Source organism: Candidatus Manganitrophaceae bacterium (genome assembly GCA_016200325.1).
Classification (GTDB): domain Bacteria; phylum Nitrospirota; class Nitrospiria; order SBBL01; family Manganitrophaceae; genus Manganitrophus.
Map to the genome: position 1 here is coordinate 533,498 of JACQEZ010000011.1, position 16,247 is coordinate 549,744.

Here is a 16,247-nt window from a genome sequence, read left to right on the forward strand (position 1 = left end):
CAGTGACCGTCGTCTCTCAGGTGGCTCTCAAAGCGCGGACTGCTTATGCGCTGGGACTGCCAAACATCTTCCGCGTCACCGTTTATCGGCTCAGTTTATTTTTTGGTTTAAACGCGGTTCGACGCTTAAAGGCACGATCTCTCAAGGCTCCTTTTTTTAATCCGATGTTGGTTGCGACGAAGGCAATTCCACCGATCGCGTGGCAGGACCAGGCGTATCTCTTTGGCTGGTTTCCGGTGGTATGGACAGGAGAGGTTTGTCCTGACTGGCATAAAAATCAAATTTCCGGTAGTCGGGCCGCGGGACAGGATCGGCCCTGGTGGGAGATACCCGATTTTGATCCAAAGGTCGGGGATATCAAAGCGGTTTGGGAGGCGTCCCGGTTTGATTGGGTTCTGGCAATGGCCCAGCGGGCCGCAGCGGGCGAGGCAAGCGAGTGGGTTCGCCTCAACGCTTGGCTGGAGGACTGGTGTCAAGCCAATCCCACCTACCTTGGGCCGAACTGGAAGTGTGGACAGGAAGCATCGATCCGGGTGATGCATCTGGCGATGGCGGCGCTGATCTCCGATCAAGCAGAGAAGCCGTGTGAAAGCCTCCTGGACTTGGTTGAGGCCCACTTGCTGCGGATCGCCCCCACCGTGCGCTATGCCATGGCTCAAGATAATAATCATGGAACGTCGGAAGCGGCAGCCCTTTTTATCGGAGGAAGCTGGCTTGTCCGCTCTGGCAGATCCGGTGCGGAACATTGGGAAGAGCTTGGACGGTATTGGCTTGAAAACCGCGCCGGTCGGCTGATCGAGCCCGATGGTAGTTTTAGCCAGTACTCCGTCAATTATCATCGGTTCCTGCTCGATACGTTCAGCATGGTGGAAGTCTGGCGACGGCACGCCGTGTTGAAGCCCTTCTCTTCAATGTGGCAAGCCCGGGCCGCCGCCGCTGCACGTTGGCTGGCGGCCTTTGTAGATCTGGACTCCGGCGATGCTCCGAACCTGGGGGCCAATGACGGCGCCCGCTTGCTGCCGTTGACCGATACCGATTTTCGGGATTTCCGCCCTTCCGTTCAACTCGCCATGGTTCTGTTTACCGAGAGCCGCGTTTATCCGGCCGAGGGCATTTGGAATGTCCCTTTGCGGTGGTTGGGGGTGAGTCTGCCCGAAGCAGTGGCTGAAACGACCCCGAGTCGCCTGTTTAATGATGGCGGATATGCACGCTTGCGTCGGGGGCGAGCGATGGCGCTGTTACGTTATCCAAGATTTCGTTTCCGGCCCAGCCAGGCGGACGCACTGCATTTGGATCTTTGGGTTTCGGGTGAAAATCTTCTTAGAGATGCCGGAAGCTTTAGCTACAACACCGATGAACATTGGATAAACTATTTTTCAGGTACTTCTGGCCATAATACGGTACAGTTTGATGACCATGACCAGATGCCAAGGCTCAGTCTCTTCTTGTTCGGTGATTGGTTAGAGACGCGGGAATTGGTCCCCTTGGAGAAGACGGATCAAGCGGTTTCATGCGGCGCAGGTTACAGAGACCGATTTGGTGTGGCACACAGCAGAAAAGTCCGCCTTGAAAGCAACGCGCTGATCGTCCGTGATGAAATCTGCGGTTTTAAGCGAAAGGCCGTATTGCGCTGGCGTCTCAGGCCCGGTTCATGGAAGGTTGAAGGAAATGTCGCGACCGATGGAAAGCATGCCATTTCGGTGAAAGCGAACGTTCCGATGATTCACTTCAACCTGATTCAAGGCTGGGAGTCCCGTTATTATTTACAAAAAGCACCCGTTCCTGTGCTGGAGGTGGAAGTGAGTGAACCGGGCGTTTTAACCACAGAATATCGTTGGCTGTCATGAGGATCCTTTATTTTCATCAGCATTTTTCGACTCCGGAAGGGACGACCGGCATCCGTTCCTATGAAATGGCCCGACGGCTTATTGCGCGCGGGCATGAAGTTACAATGGTGTGTGGTCGCTATCGAGGAGGACAAACGGGGCTCAGATCCCCCTTTATGCGCGGTTGTCGCCGAGGGCGAGTGGACGGCATCGATATCGTTGAGTTTGATCTGGCTTATTCGAACAGCGATCGATTTATAACGCGCACATTGACATTTATAAAGTTTGCACTCAGAAGCATCGCTCTGGCGCTGACGGAGCACTATGACGTCGTATTTGCCACGACCACGCCACTGACGGCGGGGATTCCGGGGATTTTTGCCCGCTGGTTTCGGGGGAAGCCTTTTGTCTTTGAAGTGCGGGACTTGTGGCCGGAGTTGCCCAAGGCCATGAGAGTGATCCGCAACCCCTTGGTGCTCGGGGCGATGTCTCTGCTTGAATGGATCTCCTATCACTCCGCGCAGCGGTTGGTTGGGCTTTCGCCCGGGATTGTGGAGGGAATCGCCCGGCGGGGGATTTCCAGAAATAAGATTTCACTGGTGCCGAACGGCTGCGATTTTGATATTTTTGCGGCTCCAGTGGCCCCCTGGCGGCCGGAGGGGATGAATGAAAAAGATCTGCTGGCCGTGTTTACCGGAACCCACGGTGTTGCCAATGGACTGGATGCCATTCTCGATGCCGCGGTCGAACTCAAGCGGCGCGGACGAAAAGATATTTATCTACTACTCATCGGAGAAGGAAGGCTCAAGCCCTCATTACAGGCTCGTGCTGAACGCGAAGGGTTAGACAATGTCCTGTTCTATCCTCCCGTTAACAAGACCCGTCTTGCAGGCCTGATGGCGAGTGCAGATTTGGGACTGCAGATTCTTGGAAACGTGCCTGCTTTCTATTATGGGACATCGCCCAACAAGTTTTTTGATTACATCGCTTCAGGACTCCCCGTGCTTAATAACTATCCCGGTTGGCTTGCAGAGATGATTTCCAAAGCGGAGTGTGGCTTTGCCATACCGCCGGATGATCCAAAGGCCTTCGCAGATGCGCTTGAACAGGCGGCGGAGGATCGTGATGCATTAAAAGAAAAAGGGCGGCGGGCGTTTATCCTGGCTCAATCAAAGTTCAACCGGAGAGAGCTTGCGGATCACTTTGTTGACTGGGTTGCGGGAGCGGCCGGGGGATGAAGCGACTCGTCGATATCTTCGCGGCAGGATTGGGCCTGTTTTTTTTATCGCCTATCTTCTTGATTGTGGCTTGGCTGATTCGTAGAAAACTGGGCCGTCCGGTGTTTTTTCACCAGACCCGCCCCGGCCTCAACGGCAAGCCGTTTCAGATGGTTAAATTCCGTACCATGACAGACAGAAAAGATTCGTCCGGGAAACTGCTGCCGGATGAAGTTCGTATCACTCCTTTCGGCCGGACCTTAAGGGCTTGGAGCCTCGACGAATTGCCGGAGTTGTGGAATGTGCTCAAAGGCGACATGAGCCTCGTCGGGCCGCGGCCTTTGCTAATGGAGTACCTTCCTCTTTATACGTCGGAGCAAGCGCGACGGCATGAGGTCCGTCCGGGAATCACCGGTTGGGCGCAGGTGAACGGGCGCAATGCGCTCAAATGGGAAGAGAAATTCAATTTAGACGTATGGTACGTCGATCACCAATGTTTCGCGTTGGACATGGAAATTCTTTGGATGACCCTTTCACCTGTTCTCTGCAGGTCGGGCATTAATCAGAAGGGAGAGACGCCCATGGAAAAGTTTCGCGGCAATAAGACTCAGGAGGTGCATTAGTGGGGGGGGTGCTTCTGATTGCCGGAGCCGGCGGACATGGGAAGGTGGTGGCGGATGCGGCGTTATCAACCGGCAAGTGGGATGAGGTCATGTTTTTGGATGATGCCTGGCCGGGGAAAAAAGGGAATGGCCGGTGGGGTATTTGTGGAAAGATCGAGAATCTTCCCGAGTGGCGGCTCCGTTGCAAAGAGGCCGTTGTTGCTATCGGTAATAATCGGCTGCGTCTGATATTCCAGCAGCGGCTTGCCGATGCCGGGTTTGAAATTGCTTCTGTGGTTCACCCATCGGCTCGAATCAGTCCGTTTTCCCAAGTCGGCGCCGGAAGCGTCGTTTTTGCCAATGCGGTGGTCAATGTAGACGCCATCATCGGAGAAGGAGCCATTATCAATACGGCCGCCACAATCGATCACGATTGCCGACTGGGAAGGGGGGTTCATATTTCACCCGGCGCCCATTTGTCGGGCGGCGTTTCGGTGGGTGAGTTTTCATGGATCGGGATCGGCGGCGTGGTGCGTGAATTGATTTCAATTGGGTCGGACGTCACCGTCGCGGCGGGAGCGGCGGTTGTTGCTGATATACCGGACGGCATTACAGTGATGGGTGTTCCGGCGCGTCCGATGAATAAGAATAAATAGGATTAATTATGTTGAATACCCCTTTTCCCCCTTGGCCGTCATTTACCGAAGAAGAATCCGAGGCGGTTCGTCAAGTTTTGCTTTCCAATAAGGTGAATTATTGGACCGGCAATGAAGGACGCGCTTTTGAGAAAGAGTTCGCGGAACGGCTCGGCTGCAATTACGCGATCGCGCTGGCGAACGGCACGGTGGCCCTGGATCTAGCATTGAAAGTACTTGGCATTGGATCGGGCGATGAGGTGATCGTCACACCCCGTACATTTCTCGCCTCGGCAAGTTGTATCGTGAACGCGGGAGCGACCCCCGTGTTTGCGGACATTGACGCCGATTCTCAGAACATTACAGCAGAGACAATTCGACAGGTCCTGACGCCGCGCACCCGGGCTATTATTTGTGTTCATTTGGCGGGGTGGCCGTGCGAAATGGACAAAATCATGGCATTGGCGAAGGAACGGGGGCTTTATGTGATTGAGGACTGTGCCCAGGCACATGGGGCCAAATATAAAGGGCGCGCAGTTGGGACGATTGGGCACATTGGGGCGTGGTCCTTCTGTCAGGATAAGATCATGAGCACGGGAGGGGAAGGGGGCATGTTGACCACAAACGATGAGGCTTTATGGTCAAAGGCGTGGTCATTTAAGGACCATGGTAAATCTTGGGATGCCGTCTACAATAAACAGCATCCGCCCGGCTTTCGTTGGTTACATGATTCTTTTGGAACGAATTGGCGTTTAACGGAAATGCAATCGGCCATCGGTAGAATTCAGCTCCGCAGGCTAAGCCAGTGGGTGGAAGATAGAAGGCAGAACGCATCCTCATTAACCCAATGTTTTTCTCGTATTCCAGCTCTGCGCGTGGCGCATCCGCCTCCTGAAATAGAACATTCTTATTATAAGTATTATGTTTTTGTTCGCCCGGAAATTCTTAAGAGTGATTGGAATCGCGATAGAGTATTGGAAGCAATCAATGCAGAGGGTATCCCCTGTTTCACCGGAAGTTGCAGCGAAATTTATTTAGAAAAGGCTTTTGATAATAGAATACGACCCAAACAACGATTAAAAGTGGCTAAAGAGCTTGGCGAAACCGCTCTAATGTTTCTGGTCCATCCTACACTGAATGATACGAACATTTTAAACACCTGCCGTGTCGTCGAAAAGGTGATGTTGAGTGCGACCCACACTTCTTATCACCTTACTTCGGTCTGAGCATCGTGGCACAAGATGATTTTGAGTGTGAACGGGGGCCGGATTGCCCTCGTAACTCTTGTGATGGCTAAAGAGTGATTCTCATGGTTCAAAGGTGAATCGAAATAAGTGGAAAGTCGGTTCTGCGGCCCTGATTTTAGGCTTGTTGCTCTATGCCGCTCATCCCTTGTACTTGGCGGGGATCGGTCATTTTTTTATTGTATCCGATGCTCCTACTAAAGCAGATGTCATCCTTGTATTAGCTGGAGGCAATGCGCGAGATGAACGACTCCTTCATGCGATCAAGCTCTGGCACGAGGGATATGCCCCTCAAATCGCATTAAGTGCCGTGTTAGCGGATTGGCAGAATGACGAAGATTTTCCGGCCTGGCGACATGCAATGAAATTAAACATTCTTCCTAAGGAGTCACTCTTTGTTTTAGGGCATAAAGCCGATTCAACCCGCGAGGAGGCGGAGGTTCTTCTTCCTCTGGTCCAAAATTATGGCTTTAAGCGTGTCATCATTGTCACCTCAAATTATCACACCCGGCGTTCGAAGAAAGTTTTCCAGAAACAATGGGCCGGAAGCGGCATCCATGTCGACGTTTCGGCGGCTCCTGACGATCATTTCCATCCAGACGATTGGTGGAAGCATCGTGGAGATAGTAGAACGTTGTTCTTGGAGGCGACTAAAACGTTCTGGTATGCCTTGTTCGAATAGCAGAGTGAAGGTAAGAGGCTCCAGCGGCAATCTTAAAGCAGAAACTCTTATCGATTCATTTTCAAAGGCTGCACTTTTTGTTTCTAGGATGAGGGTTTCATATCGTAAATATCTTAGGTGATCCCACTCGTGCTATCCCCTTTAATATGCTTTTAATTCCGCCTCGTCCAAAAACATCTCTTTATTTGACGTAAATTCCATTCAAGGATATACTCGTCTCGTATTACTAATAGAAATCATAATAAGTATACTTATATAAATTAAGCGCACATTCTGCTGAGTTTGGATCTCAATGGGTTTACGCAGTCTGCTGATGTCTCTTTGCGCCGATGCAAAACAGCCGCATCTGATGGAGGGGAAATATGTCGCTGGCATTTGAGTGCTTCTTAAAAAAAGCCCGGATAAAAGTACGGGTCAAAAGAGCATTTAACTTGGCGCTCTCCATAATAGCGCTCCTTTTGCTGGTTCCTTTATTTCTCCTCACCGCCGTCCTCATCAAATTAACTTCCAAAGGACCCATCTTCTTCAAACAAGAGCGAATCGGAAGGAAATTTCGGCCCTTCCAGATTTATAAATTCCGGACCGTCGAGATTCAAGCCGACGAAGAGGGTCAACCTCGTCTTCAGATTACCCGGGTCGGGCGATTCCTCCGTTCTTGCAAGCTCGATCGGCTTCCTCAGTTACTAAACGTCTTGAAGGGAGAGATGAGCCTGGTCGGCCCGCGGCCCGAGCTCAAAAAGCATGTCGACCTGTTCCGACAAGATTATGAAACCATTTTGACGGTTCGCCCCGGAATGACCGACTTCGCGACCTTTGAAATTCGGGATGTCTCGCTGCTTCTCTCGCAGGCGGAAGACCCCGAAGCCTATTATATCGGGACGGTTTTACCCAAAAAGATCAAATTGGCCAAGCTCTATGTTCTCCAGCGCAGCTTGGCGCTCGATCTGAAGATTCTCTTTACCAGTATCATGACCCTCTTCCTCGGTCTTCCCTTTCCATTCTCGAAAAAAAGGGGAACGCAAAAGAAAACGTTCAAGGAGGTTGCTGAAAAGTACCGGCGGGGAATTATCCTTTCCATCCATGCGGCCGCGATCCTGCTCTCAAGTACCTTGGCCTTCTTGCTCCGCTTTGATGGCGCCATTCCCCAAGAGGAGATGAAGGTGCTCCTGACGACCATTCCGCTGATCCTTTTCTTCCGACTGGCGGCGCTTCAATATTTTGGATTGAATCGAGGGCTCTGGCGCTATGCCAGCATTCAAGATTTAATCGATCTAGGCGGGGCCATTTTCGCCAGCTCGGCCGCGATTTGGGGAACGATGGCGCTCCTTCAAATAAACGGATATCCCCAATCTGTCTTTCTGATCGATGCGATTTTCCTTCTTTTGGCGTTGGCCAGTCTCCGAATCACAAAGCGGGTCTATTCGATTCTCACGCAGATTGAGATCGGAGCGCGACGGGTCTTGATTATCGGGGCCGGTAATGCCGCGGAGATGGTCGCCCGCGACATGATTCAGAATCCCTCCTACAATCGCCAGCCGGTCGCTTTTATCGACGATGATCCTAAGAAAAGGCTCTCGAAAATTCACAACATTCCTGTGATGGGAAACAGCCAAGAGCTTGAGAGGGTGATCGAAAAGGTCCATCCGGACGAGCTCCTGATCGCCATTCCCTCTGCAAGCCAGAAGCGGATTAAAAAAATTATTCAGCAATGCAAGTCGGTCGGGCTTCCAATTAAGATTCTCCCGAGCTTGACCGGGATGCTCGGAGGACGGGTTTCCATCAGCGACATTCGAAATCTCGACATCGAGGATTTAATCGGAAGATCTGAAATTGAAATCTATGATCCCCAGGTCGAGGTGAAGATCAAAGGGAGAAGAATCCTGGTAACGGGGGCCGGCGGCTCAATCGGGTCCGAGCTGTGTCGCCAGGTGGCCGCTTTCCAGCCGGAGCTTCTGATTCTCTTTGAGCAAAGCGAGAATAATTTACACCACATTCAAATCGAGCTTTTGGAGAAATTTCCAGGCATCGCTCTCAAAGTCATTTTGGGAGACATTCTCGATGAGGGGAAGCTTCAACAGGTTTTCTCCCTGCACCGGCCCCATGTGATTTTCCACGCCGCCGCGTACAAACATGTTCCGATGATGGAGAGCAACCCATTGGGGGCGGTCCAGAACAACATCCTTGGAACCTACAACGTTATCACCATGGCCGACCGGTATAGCGCAGAAGATTTTGTGTTGATCTCCACCGACAAGGCGGTTTATCCAACGAGTGTGATGGGGGCGACCAAGCGTATTGCTGAAATGCTCGTTCAGCATTTTAATCGACGCAGCCAAACGCGGTTGGTCTCGGTCCGTTTCGGCAATGTGCTCGAGAGCAATGGGAGCGTCGTCCCGCTGTTCCGGGCCCAGATTAAAAAAGGGGGGCCGGTCACGGTCACCCATCCCGAGGTCAAACGATATTTTATTACGATTCAAGAGGCGGTCCAATTGGTATTGCACGCGGCAGTGCTTGGAGAGGGAGGCGAAACGTTCGTGCTCGATATGGGGGATCCGATCAAAGTGATCGATCTGGCGCGGACGATGATCATCCTCTCGGGGTTTTCTCCGGACGAAGAAATTCCGATCCGGATTGTCGGCTTGCGGCCGGCGGAAAAATTGGTCGAAGGACTCTTCGAGGAGGGGGAGCGGGTCGCTCAGACCCGTCATGAAAAGATCCGCCTGGCGCAGAGTGAGAAGACAACAGAAGATGTGATGGCCTACATTAAAAGGTTTTCGGCGATGGACCACAAGACCGGCGCAAGACAAATCAAGATGACCTTGCGTGAATTGATTCCCACCTACGCGTCCGATGACGTGGTCCAGCTCGCCCTGATGCCGCCGGAAACCGCCGCTGAAGAGGAGAAGCTCCCCGCGTCGATGGAATTCCACCCTTATAAAGTTCCATCCACCGGCTGACCGTATAATTTCGACAGAAGCGCTGAAAGAGCCGCCGGGATTGCCTCCGGCGGCTCTTTTTTTTACATGTGAAACGCCCGGGGGATGGTTCTAATCTTTTCACCAGGACGCCACCCTGAATGGAAAATACAAACTGGTACAACTTGTTACCTCCATGAAAAACATATTGATTAAAAGTTTAGTATCATCAACTCAGGTAGAAGCGAGAGGAGAGACGACAAGGGAACCCCTTTTCAATTATTTAGAGATAGATAGATCCGACTGAGGTTTAATATCGTCCTGAGGTTCACGCCGGCAGATTTTGGAATGAGACAGGAATAAGGCTTGTGAGGGGAGGTGGTTAAATGACCGGGATCGATCATCGCATCACCAAAATAATTCGGCGAGAATCCCGTTACTCATTTAGCTTAAGTCGATATTTAATGAATCGGGTCTAACAGCACCATTTTGGGGCCGGAATGACTGAGTCCCCGATGTCATTCGGTTCAAAAAGGCGCTCCTTCCGCTGGCCTTGATTTTGCTCAACTAAAATAGTCAGATCGACAGAAAGAGACCGAGCCCCTTCCCGATCATCGTTGTCCGCAGGCGCACTGTCCTTTAAATTACGAAGAGCGCTAATACAGATTGATACAATTTGTTACCCCGGCGCAAAGCATCTCTCTGCGATTTTTGTTAACCTGGACTTGTACATGGGAAGAGTCGAAATCGATTCGATGAGGATTGAAGATGACAGGAGAGGATAGAGAGATTTATCTTGTATTGACCGTCAGAACCGATCAGTTGACCGGCAAAGAAATTTTAGAGATTGCCGAATGTGTAAAAAAAACCGATTCCAGTGTCGAGATCCTGCTTGGATTTTCTCAACTCTTATTGAGCCTTCCGAAGAGTGCAAGAAAAAAGATTCAGAAATCGCTTTCGGAAAAAGGGTATGAGTGTCTCCGATTTCTCGACAGTGCCGATCAGAAACCGACCTATTCTCTCCGGGTGGGGGTGCATATGGAGGAACAGAGAACCTCTCTTTAACGTCAACGTCGAAGCCCTTTGGGAAGGGCGGCTTCAGTCTGGGAACAAGACCGGGTGCAGTGTTGAGAGAGACTGTCAGCGCAGATTTTTTGAGCAGGCCCTTTAAAAGGAGAGGGTCTGCAATTATTTTGAATGAAGAGCGGTCTAGCGGGTTTGAGGTTTGCTGACGGACCGGTCCAATCAAGGAGGATTCCAATGGGAAATTTATGGGAAGTCGGGGCGTTGATTGTCGGCCCCCTTGCGATCGTCGGTCTGATTGCCCAATCGATGCATTCAATTGATCGGAACCTCAGGGCTCGGCAGACCCGCATGAAAGAGAGGAAGTCGCTTTAAATCGTATCCGATCGCCTTCAATTGCCCCCTGAAAAGGAGCTTTCCGTCATTTGTCTGAAACCGGCCAAAACGAAAGACAGGTTTCATCGGCGCCCTCCAGTAGAGCCTGTTCTCCTTCAAGACCGGCGGAGATTCGTTCCCGAAAGGTCAGCGCGGCGGGTGAGCCTCAATCAAGATCTTTCTCGCGGGCCAGCAGCGCCCGTTTGCGCTCCACCCCCCATCGGTATCCGGAGAGCGCGCCGTCGTTGCGGACCACCCGATGGCAGGGGATCGCGACGGCGATGGGATTCGACGCACAGGCCTGGGCCACCGCACGGACCGCTTTGGGTGAGCCGATCCGCGCTGCGATTTCGGTGTAGCTGGCCGTATCACCGGCTCGAATTTCCCGCAACGCCTGCCACACCCGCTGCTGAAAAGCGGTCCCTCGGACATCGAGCGGGAGATCGAGTCCGATCGCCGGCGCTTCCACGAAGGCGACCACTTTTGCAACCGATTGTTCAAAGTCGGCATCGCCGCCGATCAGCGCTGCTTTGGGAAAGCGGTCCTGAAGATCGTGCAGCAGCAGATTGGGATCGTCCCCGAGCAGAATGGCGCAGATTCCCTGGGGGGTCGCCGCGACCAAAATCGCGCCGAGAGAGCATTCTCCAACGGCAAAACGGATCGATGCCCCGATCCCTCCGGCGCGGAAGTCGGAGGGAGCCATCCCAAGCATCTCCGACGACTGCGCGTAGAACCGCCCACTGGAATGAAAGCCCGCTTCAAAAATCGCTTCGGTAATAGTGCCGCTCTGGGACAATCCTTCCCGCACCCACTCCGCCCGGCGGCCGGTGGCGTAGGCTTTCGGCGTGACGCCGGTGATCGTCTTGAAGATGCGATGAAAGTGAAAACGGCTCAATCCGGCCGCCTCCGCGAGCGCATCGAGCTCCGGCAGCTCCTCGGCCGTTTCGATCATCCGGCACGCGCTGGCCACCGCCGCCGCATGCCGTTCGGCGAGCGCCGGCCCGTCCGGCCGACACCGCTTGCACGGCCGGAAGCCGGCCTGGACCGCCTCTTCCTGTGTTCGATGGAAGCGGACGTTTTCTCGGCGTGCCAAACGCGCCGGGCAGGAGGGCCGGCAATAGATTCCCGTCGTTCGGACGGAAAAATAAAAATGGCCGTCGGCGCTCCGGTCACGGCGGACCACCGCCGCCCAACACTCCGCTTCGCTCAAGAATACCTTCTCATTGGTCGTCCATACAGGGTCCATGATTCTCCTCTTCGATTTTAACAAGCGGAATGGCCTGTTTCAATCATATTAGGAGAAAAGGGGCTCGCAAGCACCCTGTTTTTTGCTTTCAAATTCATTCAACCGTCCCCCTCTCTGAGTTCGGAAACGGAGAGGGTCCGGTCGGGAACCGGAATCGGGCGCGCGGCAGACAGCGGCTGTTCTCCAGGTCCGCCGGCCCGAGGCCTGTCCAGGCCCGGTTCCCCAAATGCGTCTATCCATTTTGTCCGATCGGCTCGGCGGCTTAGCTCATGTACCCGCCGCCATTGATGTTGAGGGTCTGGCCGGTGATAAAGCCGTTGCGGGCGAGCATCACCGCCACCTCCGCAACTTCATCCGGTTTCCCAAAACGTCCCACCGGAAGGCGGTCGGGGCGAAAGCGGCTGTTTCCTTTCACCATCTCGGTCTCGATTAGGGCCGGCGCGAGGGCATTGACGGTGATCCCCTCCGCCGCCAGCAGGGAGGCGTATGAATGGGTCAAGCCGAGAAGGCCGGCTTTGGAAGCGGCGTAATGCGGACCGATGACGCCCCCTGTTTGAGCCGCGATGGACGAGAGGTTGATGATGCGCCCCCAGCGTTGTGCGCGCATACCGGGCACAATCGCCTGGGTGACCAGGAAGATCGATTTCAGGTTAATCTGCAGCACCTCCTCCCAGTCCCGCTCCGTGATCTGCTCGACAGCCTGGGGCCGGGCAATCCCGGCATTGTTGATCAGGATCGACACGGCCCCGAATTCCTTTTGGATGCGGTCGACCATCCGCGTGACGTCTGCACTCTGGGAGACATCGGCGCGAATGGAAAGAGCGCGGCGCTGATGGGCGTTGATCCGTTTACAGGTCTCTTCCGCTTCTTTTTCATCCGATCGATAATTCACGACCAGATCCGCACCGGCGGCGGCCAGTGCCACGGCGATCTCCCGTCCGATGCCGCGGCCCGCACCGGTCACCAACGCAATTCGATTTGAAAGTTGATCCACCGATCTGACTCCGTCGAGGTAAATCGATTGGCTCTTTTTATCAAACGTGCGATCTAAGCCGCTTTTCTTCCATCGGAAAGTTCTTTCTTCAGGTTGCTCAACTCCGACCCAAGTTAAGTGAGCCGATCTTTCAGCTCTGCTTCGACTTTTGGAAAGAGGTCTCCCTCTTCCTCGGAGATATGCTCGGTGACCTCCTGCTCAAGCTCTCTCACTCTCTGATCAAACTCTTCATCTTCGGCCGTCAAGTCCTCCAGATCGACCAAGACCTCTTCTACATCGTGATGCGCCTCCTGAAATCGGATGATTTCATCGGCATCGACCGATTTCACTGCGGGATAGAAGATCTTTTCTTCCAAGTCGGAATGAATCCGGAGCTCCTCTGTGAGGATGGCGAGAATCTCTTCTTTCCGATCGTTGCCGGCCGATTTTATTTCTTTAAATAAATCTTTGACCCTCTCATGGTCTTTTTTGAGCAGCTCTGTCGCTTTCATGGCCTTTCTCCTGATCTTAATGACTTTCTATCGTAAGGAAAGAAAGCGCGAAGAACAATCATCCTGAAGAAGGGGCCTGGCGTGATCCGGAAGAGGGAGAGCGGAATGAAGCTTTTTGGCGCAACCGGAAATATAATATGCCTATCTGCTCAGATCAGCGGCCCAACAGAGCGGAGACTTTGGCTGGCACGACTTTGCAAAATGCGGATGAAGTAGCGCCGGACCTTCGAAGGGACGCAACGTAAATTAATTAGAACGGGCAGCGCTGAACGCGGGCGACCGGCCGGCTTCGGCTGGGGTGCCGACCCTGGTTTTTTTATTGATTAAGAGGACGATCCCCGCAGCGAAGAGGCAGAGGAGACCGGCGGAGATGAAGGCTGCGTTATATTGCCCAGTTTGTGTTCGGATCATTCCGGCGGTCCAGGTGGCGAACGCCGCGCCGATTTAAGGAGATGAACCGATATAAGCGTTCTAATAAGCGGTTCTATTTTCGTTCTGAAAGGAAGCCGGTGTCCTCGAGGCCTTTCGCGGTCCAGGTGACATTTCTGGTGACGGTGATCCCTTGATAGATAAATCGCATCTCTGCATGAAGCGGCTCGCTCCATTGCGCCATTTCAACCGCTGTTTTCAGCCCGATATTCAGACAGGCCTCCGCGCCGAGATCGAGGTCTCCTTTCCATAAAGTTCCTCCGCCGAGGTTTTGAACTTCGGGCGGCAAGAAAACCGATATCTGAATATTTTTAATCGCTGTTTCATCCGCATGAAGACAAATTAAAAAACCGAATAACGCCCCGCTTCCTACTTTTTTTGACTCCTCCACGCCTAAGAGGTCGATGGTTGCACTAAAGGGGAGATCTTCTTTGCGCATCTGTGCATTCGCCAGCAGCGTCACCAGGCAGAGGCCGATAATAAACCCGATCAGAGATCCTCTTATCATTACCTTACTGGGTCGCAAAGAAAGGGTTCTGTTGAATCGACCATTCGATTTTTCCTGCATCATACTCCGATAGGGGTCACTTTGAACATGGACGATAACAGCGCTTTCTATTCATGGCAGGAGCAGCCCTCGGCAGGTCACAATCGGTTGCTATTGAAATTGGTGATGCCGGTTCGTTTCGCGCAAATCGGCCATATTGAGTTTAAAGTTGGGGCACCACCAGATTCCCTGGCTGAGGGCGGTTGCCTGGAGTTGATCGGCGGAAGGGGCGGCATCCTTATCGCTCGGATCGATAACGAGCCTTTTGCATGGAGAACCGACAGGCTTGGAGGAGATCGCCTCGTCTTCTCTCAGCCTTTCTTCAATCAAGGGGTTTTCGTTTTGAACGGAGTCGGCCCCCGGCGAGCAGTACGTCTTCTGGTCATCGGCCATCCGACTTTTTAAATAGCATTCCATCGTCAAGGAGGTATAAAACGGATTCAGCTCTAATCCTTCGAATGAAACGGTGGTTCCCTTTGAGCTTCGGACCAGGTAGAGAAGTTTGTAGGCGATCGGGAGTTGATCCATCGTGAAGATCGCCGTGTGCTGGGTCGTCCGACCCTCTGCCAAAGTGGTCAATTCCGAAGCCTTCATTGCGAGTCCCAACGACTGGGCATAGAGCGGAGAAGATGATTTTATAAAGATGATTTCGAGGGTGTCAGGCAAGGTTCTCCTTTATCGTAAGTTTTTTGCTCTGAGTCGGAGCGCATCAAGCTATTACAGAGAGTATATCCTAACTTAACCCAATTTCCTTCCGCTGGCGTTAGATTAAGAGACCACTGAGCATTTTAAATGAACACGATTTATGATCCGATCCCGGGGCTGGGTCGGGTGGGGGGTGACATTTTATCATCTATTCGGTGGAGGGAAGGAAAGGGTGATCTAAGCCGGCGAGTAAAGAGGGTATTATGCCGCTTCGGCGTCGGCGCGTGCTTTCCGTTCTTGTTCCGCTTGCTGCGCCCTTTTGTACAAGTCGACAAAACCGGACACCTTCGATTTTAGAATATCGATATCAAAGGGTTTGCTGAGATAATCGATGACCCCTAACGAGTGGCCCGTGGCTTGATCTTGATCGAGGGCGGTAATAAAAATAATGGGGATCTGCCGAGACTGGCGGCGTTGCCTAATCAGCCTGGCCGTCTCAAATCCATTCAGGTCGGGCATCATGATATCCAATAAAATGACGGCAAAATTGATTTTGAGGATATGTCGGAGCGCTTCCTTTCCAGAATAGGCTTTAACCAAATGATATTCAGGCGACTGCAAGATATCTTCTAATAAAATAAGATTATTCGGCTGATCGTCCACCAGTAAAATATTTATTTTTTCTTCGGCGCTCATTTTTCTCGTTTTGTTAAAAAGGGATAGAAAGATCAGGACTATTTTTACTCATCATATCATAATGCGGCGTCCGATCGCCAGATGAGTTTGAATTTACCTTCGGATCCAAGGTGACTGAATGAGTCTATATCATCCGAGAGATTCTCGATGAATTTAAGCATGCGAGAACAGATCGAGACCGACCCCGCCCTCTATCGGGATATACCTCCAGGTTATTCAGGAAGGGGAACCGCTCCGGCGCAAAGGAATCATCAACATCGGCTTCTCTGGTTTGGTCTTTGGCCCCGTTGAGTAGACCGGGTGAAGAATCGATCGGCCGCCGTTTTGCTTTGATCGGCTCAGGCGGCCGTATCGACAATTTCGATCCAGACCGCCTCTCCTTGGACGCGGACCGGATAGGTTCGGACTTTCTCCTCGGGATTCGCAAGGCAGCGACCGGAGGAGAGGTCAAAGGTGTTTCCGTGCCAAGGGCAGAGGAGCTGGCCGTCGATGACTTCACCTTGGACCAACGGCGCGCGCTGATGGGCACAGAGGCTATCTAAGGCATAAAAACTTCCATCGATATGAAAGAGAGCGATCTCCCTCGCCGCTATTTTTAATATTTTCCCTTTTCCCTCCGGAAGCTCGGAAAGATGATCGATCACCTGATATTGCATCGAGACCTCCTCCCTGAGAATTCG

At 52.6% G+C, this 16,247-nt stretch carries 16 protein-coding genes; 9 read left to right on the top strand and 7 right to left on the bottom strand.

Translation table 11 applies throughout. From position 1 onward, the window contains the following. Positions 1–2: 2 nt before the first annotated feature. From HY282_10465 to HY282_10505, 9 genes are all read left to right on the top strand, one after another. Complete coding sequence (locus HY282_10465; GenBank protein ID MBI3804171.1) at positions 3–1,847, top strand: heparinase II/III-family protein; 1,845 nt, start codon at positions 3–5, stop codon at positions 1,845–1,847. After that, positions 1,844–3,064 (top strand): glycosyltransferase family 4 protein, encoded by a 1,221-nt coding sequence (locus HY282_10470; protein ID MBI3804172.1) that lies wholly within the window; start codon positions 1,844–1,846, stop codon positions 3,062–3,064. Before HY282_10465 ends, HY282_10470 begins: the two co-directional genes overlap by 4 nt. Further along, positions 3,061–3,666, top strand: a complete 606-nt coding sequence (locus HY282_10475) for a sugar transferase (GenBank protein MBI3804173.1) — start codon at positions 3,061–3,063, stop codon at positions 3,664–3,666. The genes HY282_10470 and HY282_10475 overlap by 4 nt, the downstream gene beginning before the upstream one ends. Beyond that, positions 3,666–4,301, top strand: coding sequence for an acetyltransferase (locus tag HY282_10480; GenBank protein ID MBI3804174.1), 636 nt, complete (start codon positions 3,666–3,668; stop codon positions 4,299–4,301). The genes HY282_10475 and HY282_10480 overlap by 1 nt, the downstream gene beginning before the upstream one ends. An 8-nt stretch (positions 4,302–4,309) precedes the next feature. Next, on the top strand, positions 4,310–5,506 hold the full coding sequence (locus HY282_10485; GenBank protein ID MBI3804175.1) for a DegT/DnrJ/EryC1/StrS aminotransferase family protein: 1,197 nt from the start codon (positions 4,310–4,312) through the stop codon (positions 5,504–5,506). 94 nt (positions 5,507–5,600) lie between these two features. Then, entirely contained in the window at positions 5,601–6,206 is a 606-nt protein-coding gene (locus tag HY282_10490; protein ID MBI3804176.1) for a YdcF family protein, read from the top strand. Between the two features lie 362 nt (positions 6,207–6,568). Beyond that, positions 6,569–9,163 carry a polysaccharide biosynthesis protein gene (locus HY282_10495; GenBank protein MBI3804177.1) on the top strand — a complete coding sequence of 865 codons (2,595 nt, stop codon included), beginning with the start codon at positions 6,569–6,571 and terminating at the stop codon, positions 9,161–9,163. 726 nt (positions 9,164–9,889) lie between these two features. Further along, positions 9,890–10,186: a hypothetical protein gene (locus tag HY282_10500; GenBank protein MBI3804178.1), complete on the top strand. Its 297-nt coding sequence runs from the start codon at positions 9,890–9,892 to the stop codon at positions 10,184–10,186. A 195-nt stretch (positions 10,187–10,381) separates the two neighbouring features. Beyond that, a complete protein-coding gene (locus tag HY282_10505) occupies positions 10,382–10,519 on the top strand; it encodes a hypothetical protein (GenBank protein ID MBI3804179.1) in 138 nt (45 codons plus the stop codon). Between the two features lie 166 nt (positions 10,520–10,685). On the opposite strand, the gene ada is transcribed toward HY282_10505, so the two are convergent. The 7 genes from ada to HY282_10540 all read right to left on the bottom strand — a co-directional run bounded on the left by ada (position 10,686) and on the right by HY282_10540 (position 16,223). Further along, entirely contained in the window at positions 10,686–11,765 is a 1,080-nt protein-coding gene (gene ada, locus HY282_10510; GenBank protein ID MBI3804180.1) for a bifunctional DNA-binding transcriptional regulator/O6-methylguanine-DNA methyltransferase Ada, read from the bottom strand. Positions 11,766–12,027: 262 nt separating this feature from the next. After that, positions 12,028–12,759, bottom strand: coding sequence for a 3-oxoacyl-ACP reductase FabG (locus HY282_10515; GenBank protein ID MBI3804181.1), 732 nt, complete (start codon positions 12,757–12,759; stop codon positions 12,028–12,030). 113 nt (positions 12,760–12,872) lie between these two features. After that, positions 12,873–13,250: a hemerythrin domain-containing protein gene (locus tag HY282_10520; GenBank protein MBI3804182.1), complete on the bottom strand. Its 378-nt coding sequence runs from the start codon at positions 13,248–13,250 to the stop codon at positions 12,873–12,875. Positions 13,251–13,734: 484 nt separating this feature from the next. Beyond that, positions 13,735–14,187, bottom strand: a complete 453-nt coding sequence (locus HY282_10525; protein MBI3804183.1) for a hypothetical protein — start codon at positions 14,185–14,187, stop codon at positions 13,735–13,737. A gap of 150 nt (positions 14,188–14,337) precedes the next feature. Beyond that, positions 14,338–14,892 carry a hypothetical protein gene (locus HY282_10530; protein MBI3804184.1) on the bottom strand — a complete coding sequence of 185 codons (555 nt, stop codon included), beginning with the start codon at positions 14,890–14,892 and terminating at the stop codon, positions 14,338–14,340. A 240-nt stretch (positions 14,893–15,132) separates the two neighbouring features. Continuing rightward, complete coding sequence (locus HY282_10535; protein ID MBI3804185.1) at positions 15,133–15,567, bottom strand: response regulator; 435 nt, start codon at positions 15,565–15,567, stop codon at positions 15,133–15,135. Positions 15,568–15,905: 338 nt separating this feature from the next. Continuing rightward, the gene (locus HY282_10540; protein MBI3804186.1) at positions 15,906–16,223 is read right to left on the bottom strand and encodes a non-heme iron oxygenase ferredoxin subunit; all 318 of its coding nucleotides are present in this window, start codon (positions 16,221–16,223) and stop codon (positions 15,906–15,908) included. Positions 16,224–16,247: the final 24 nt, after the last annotated feature.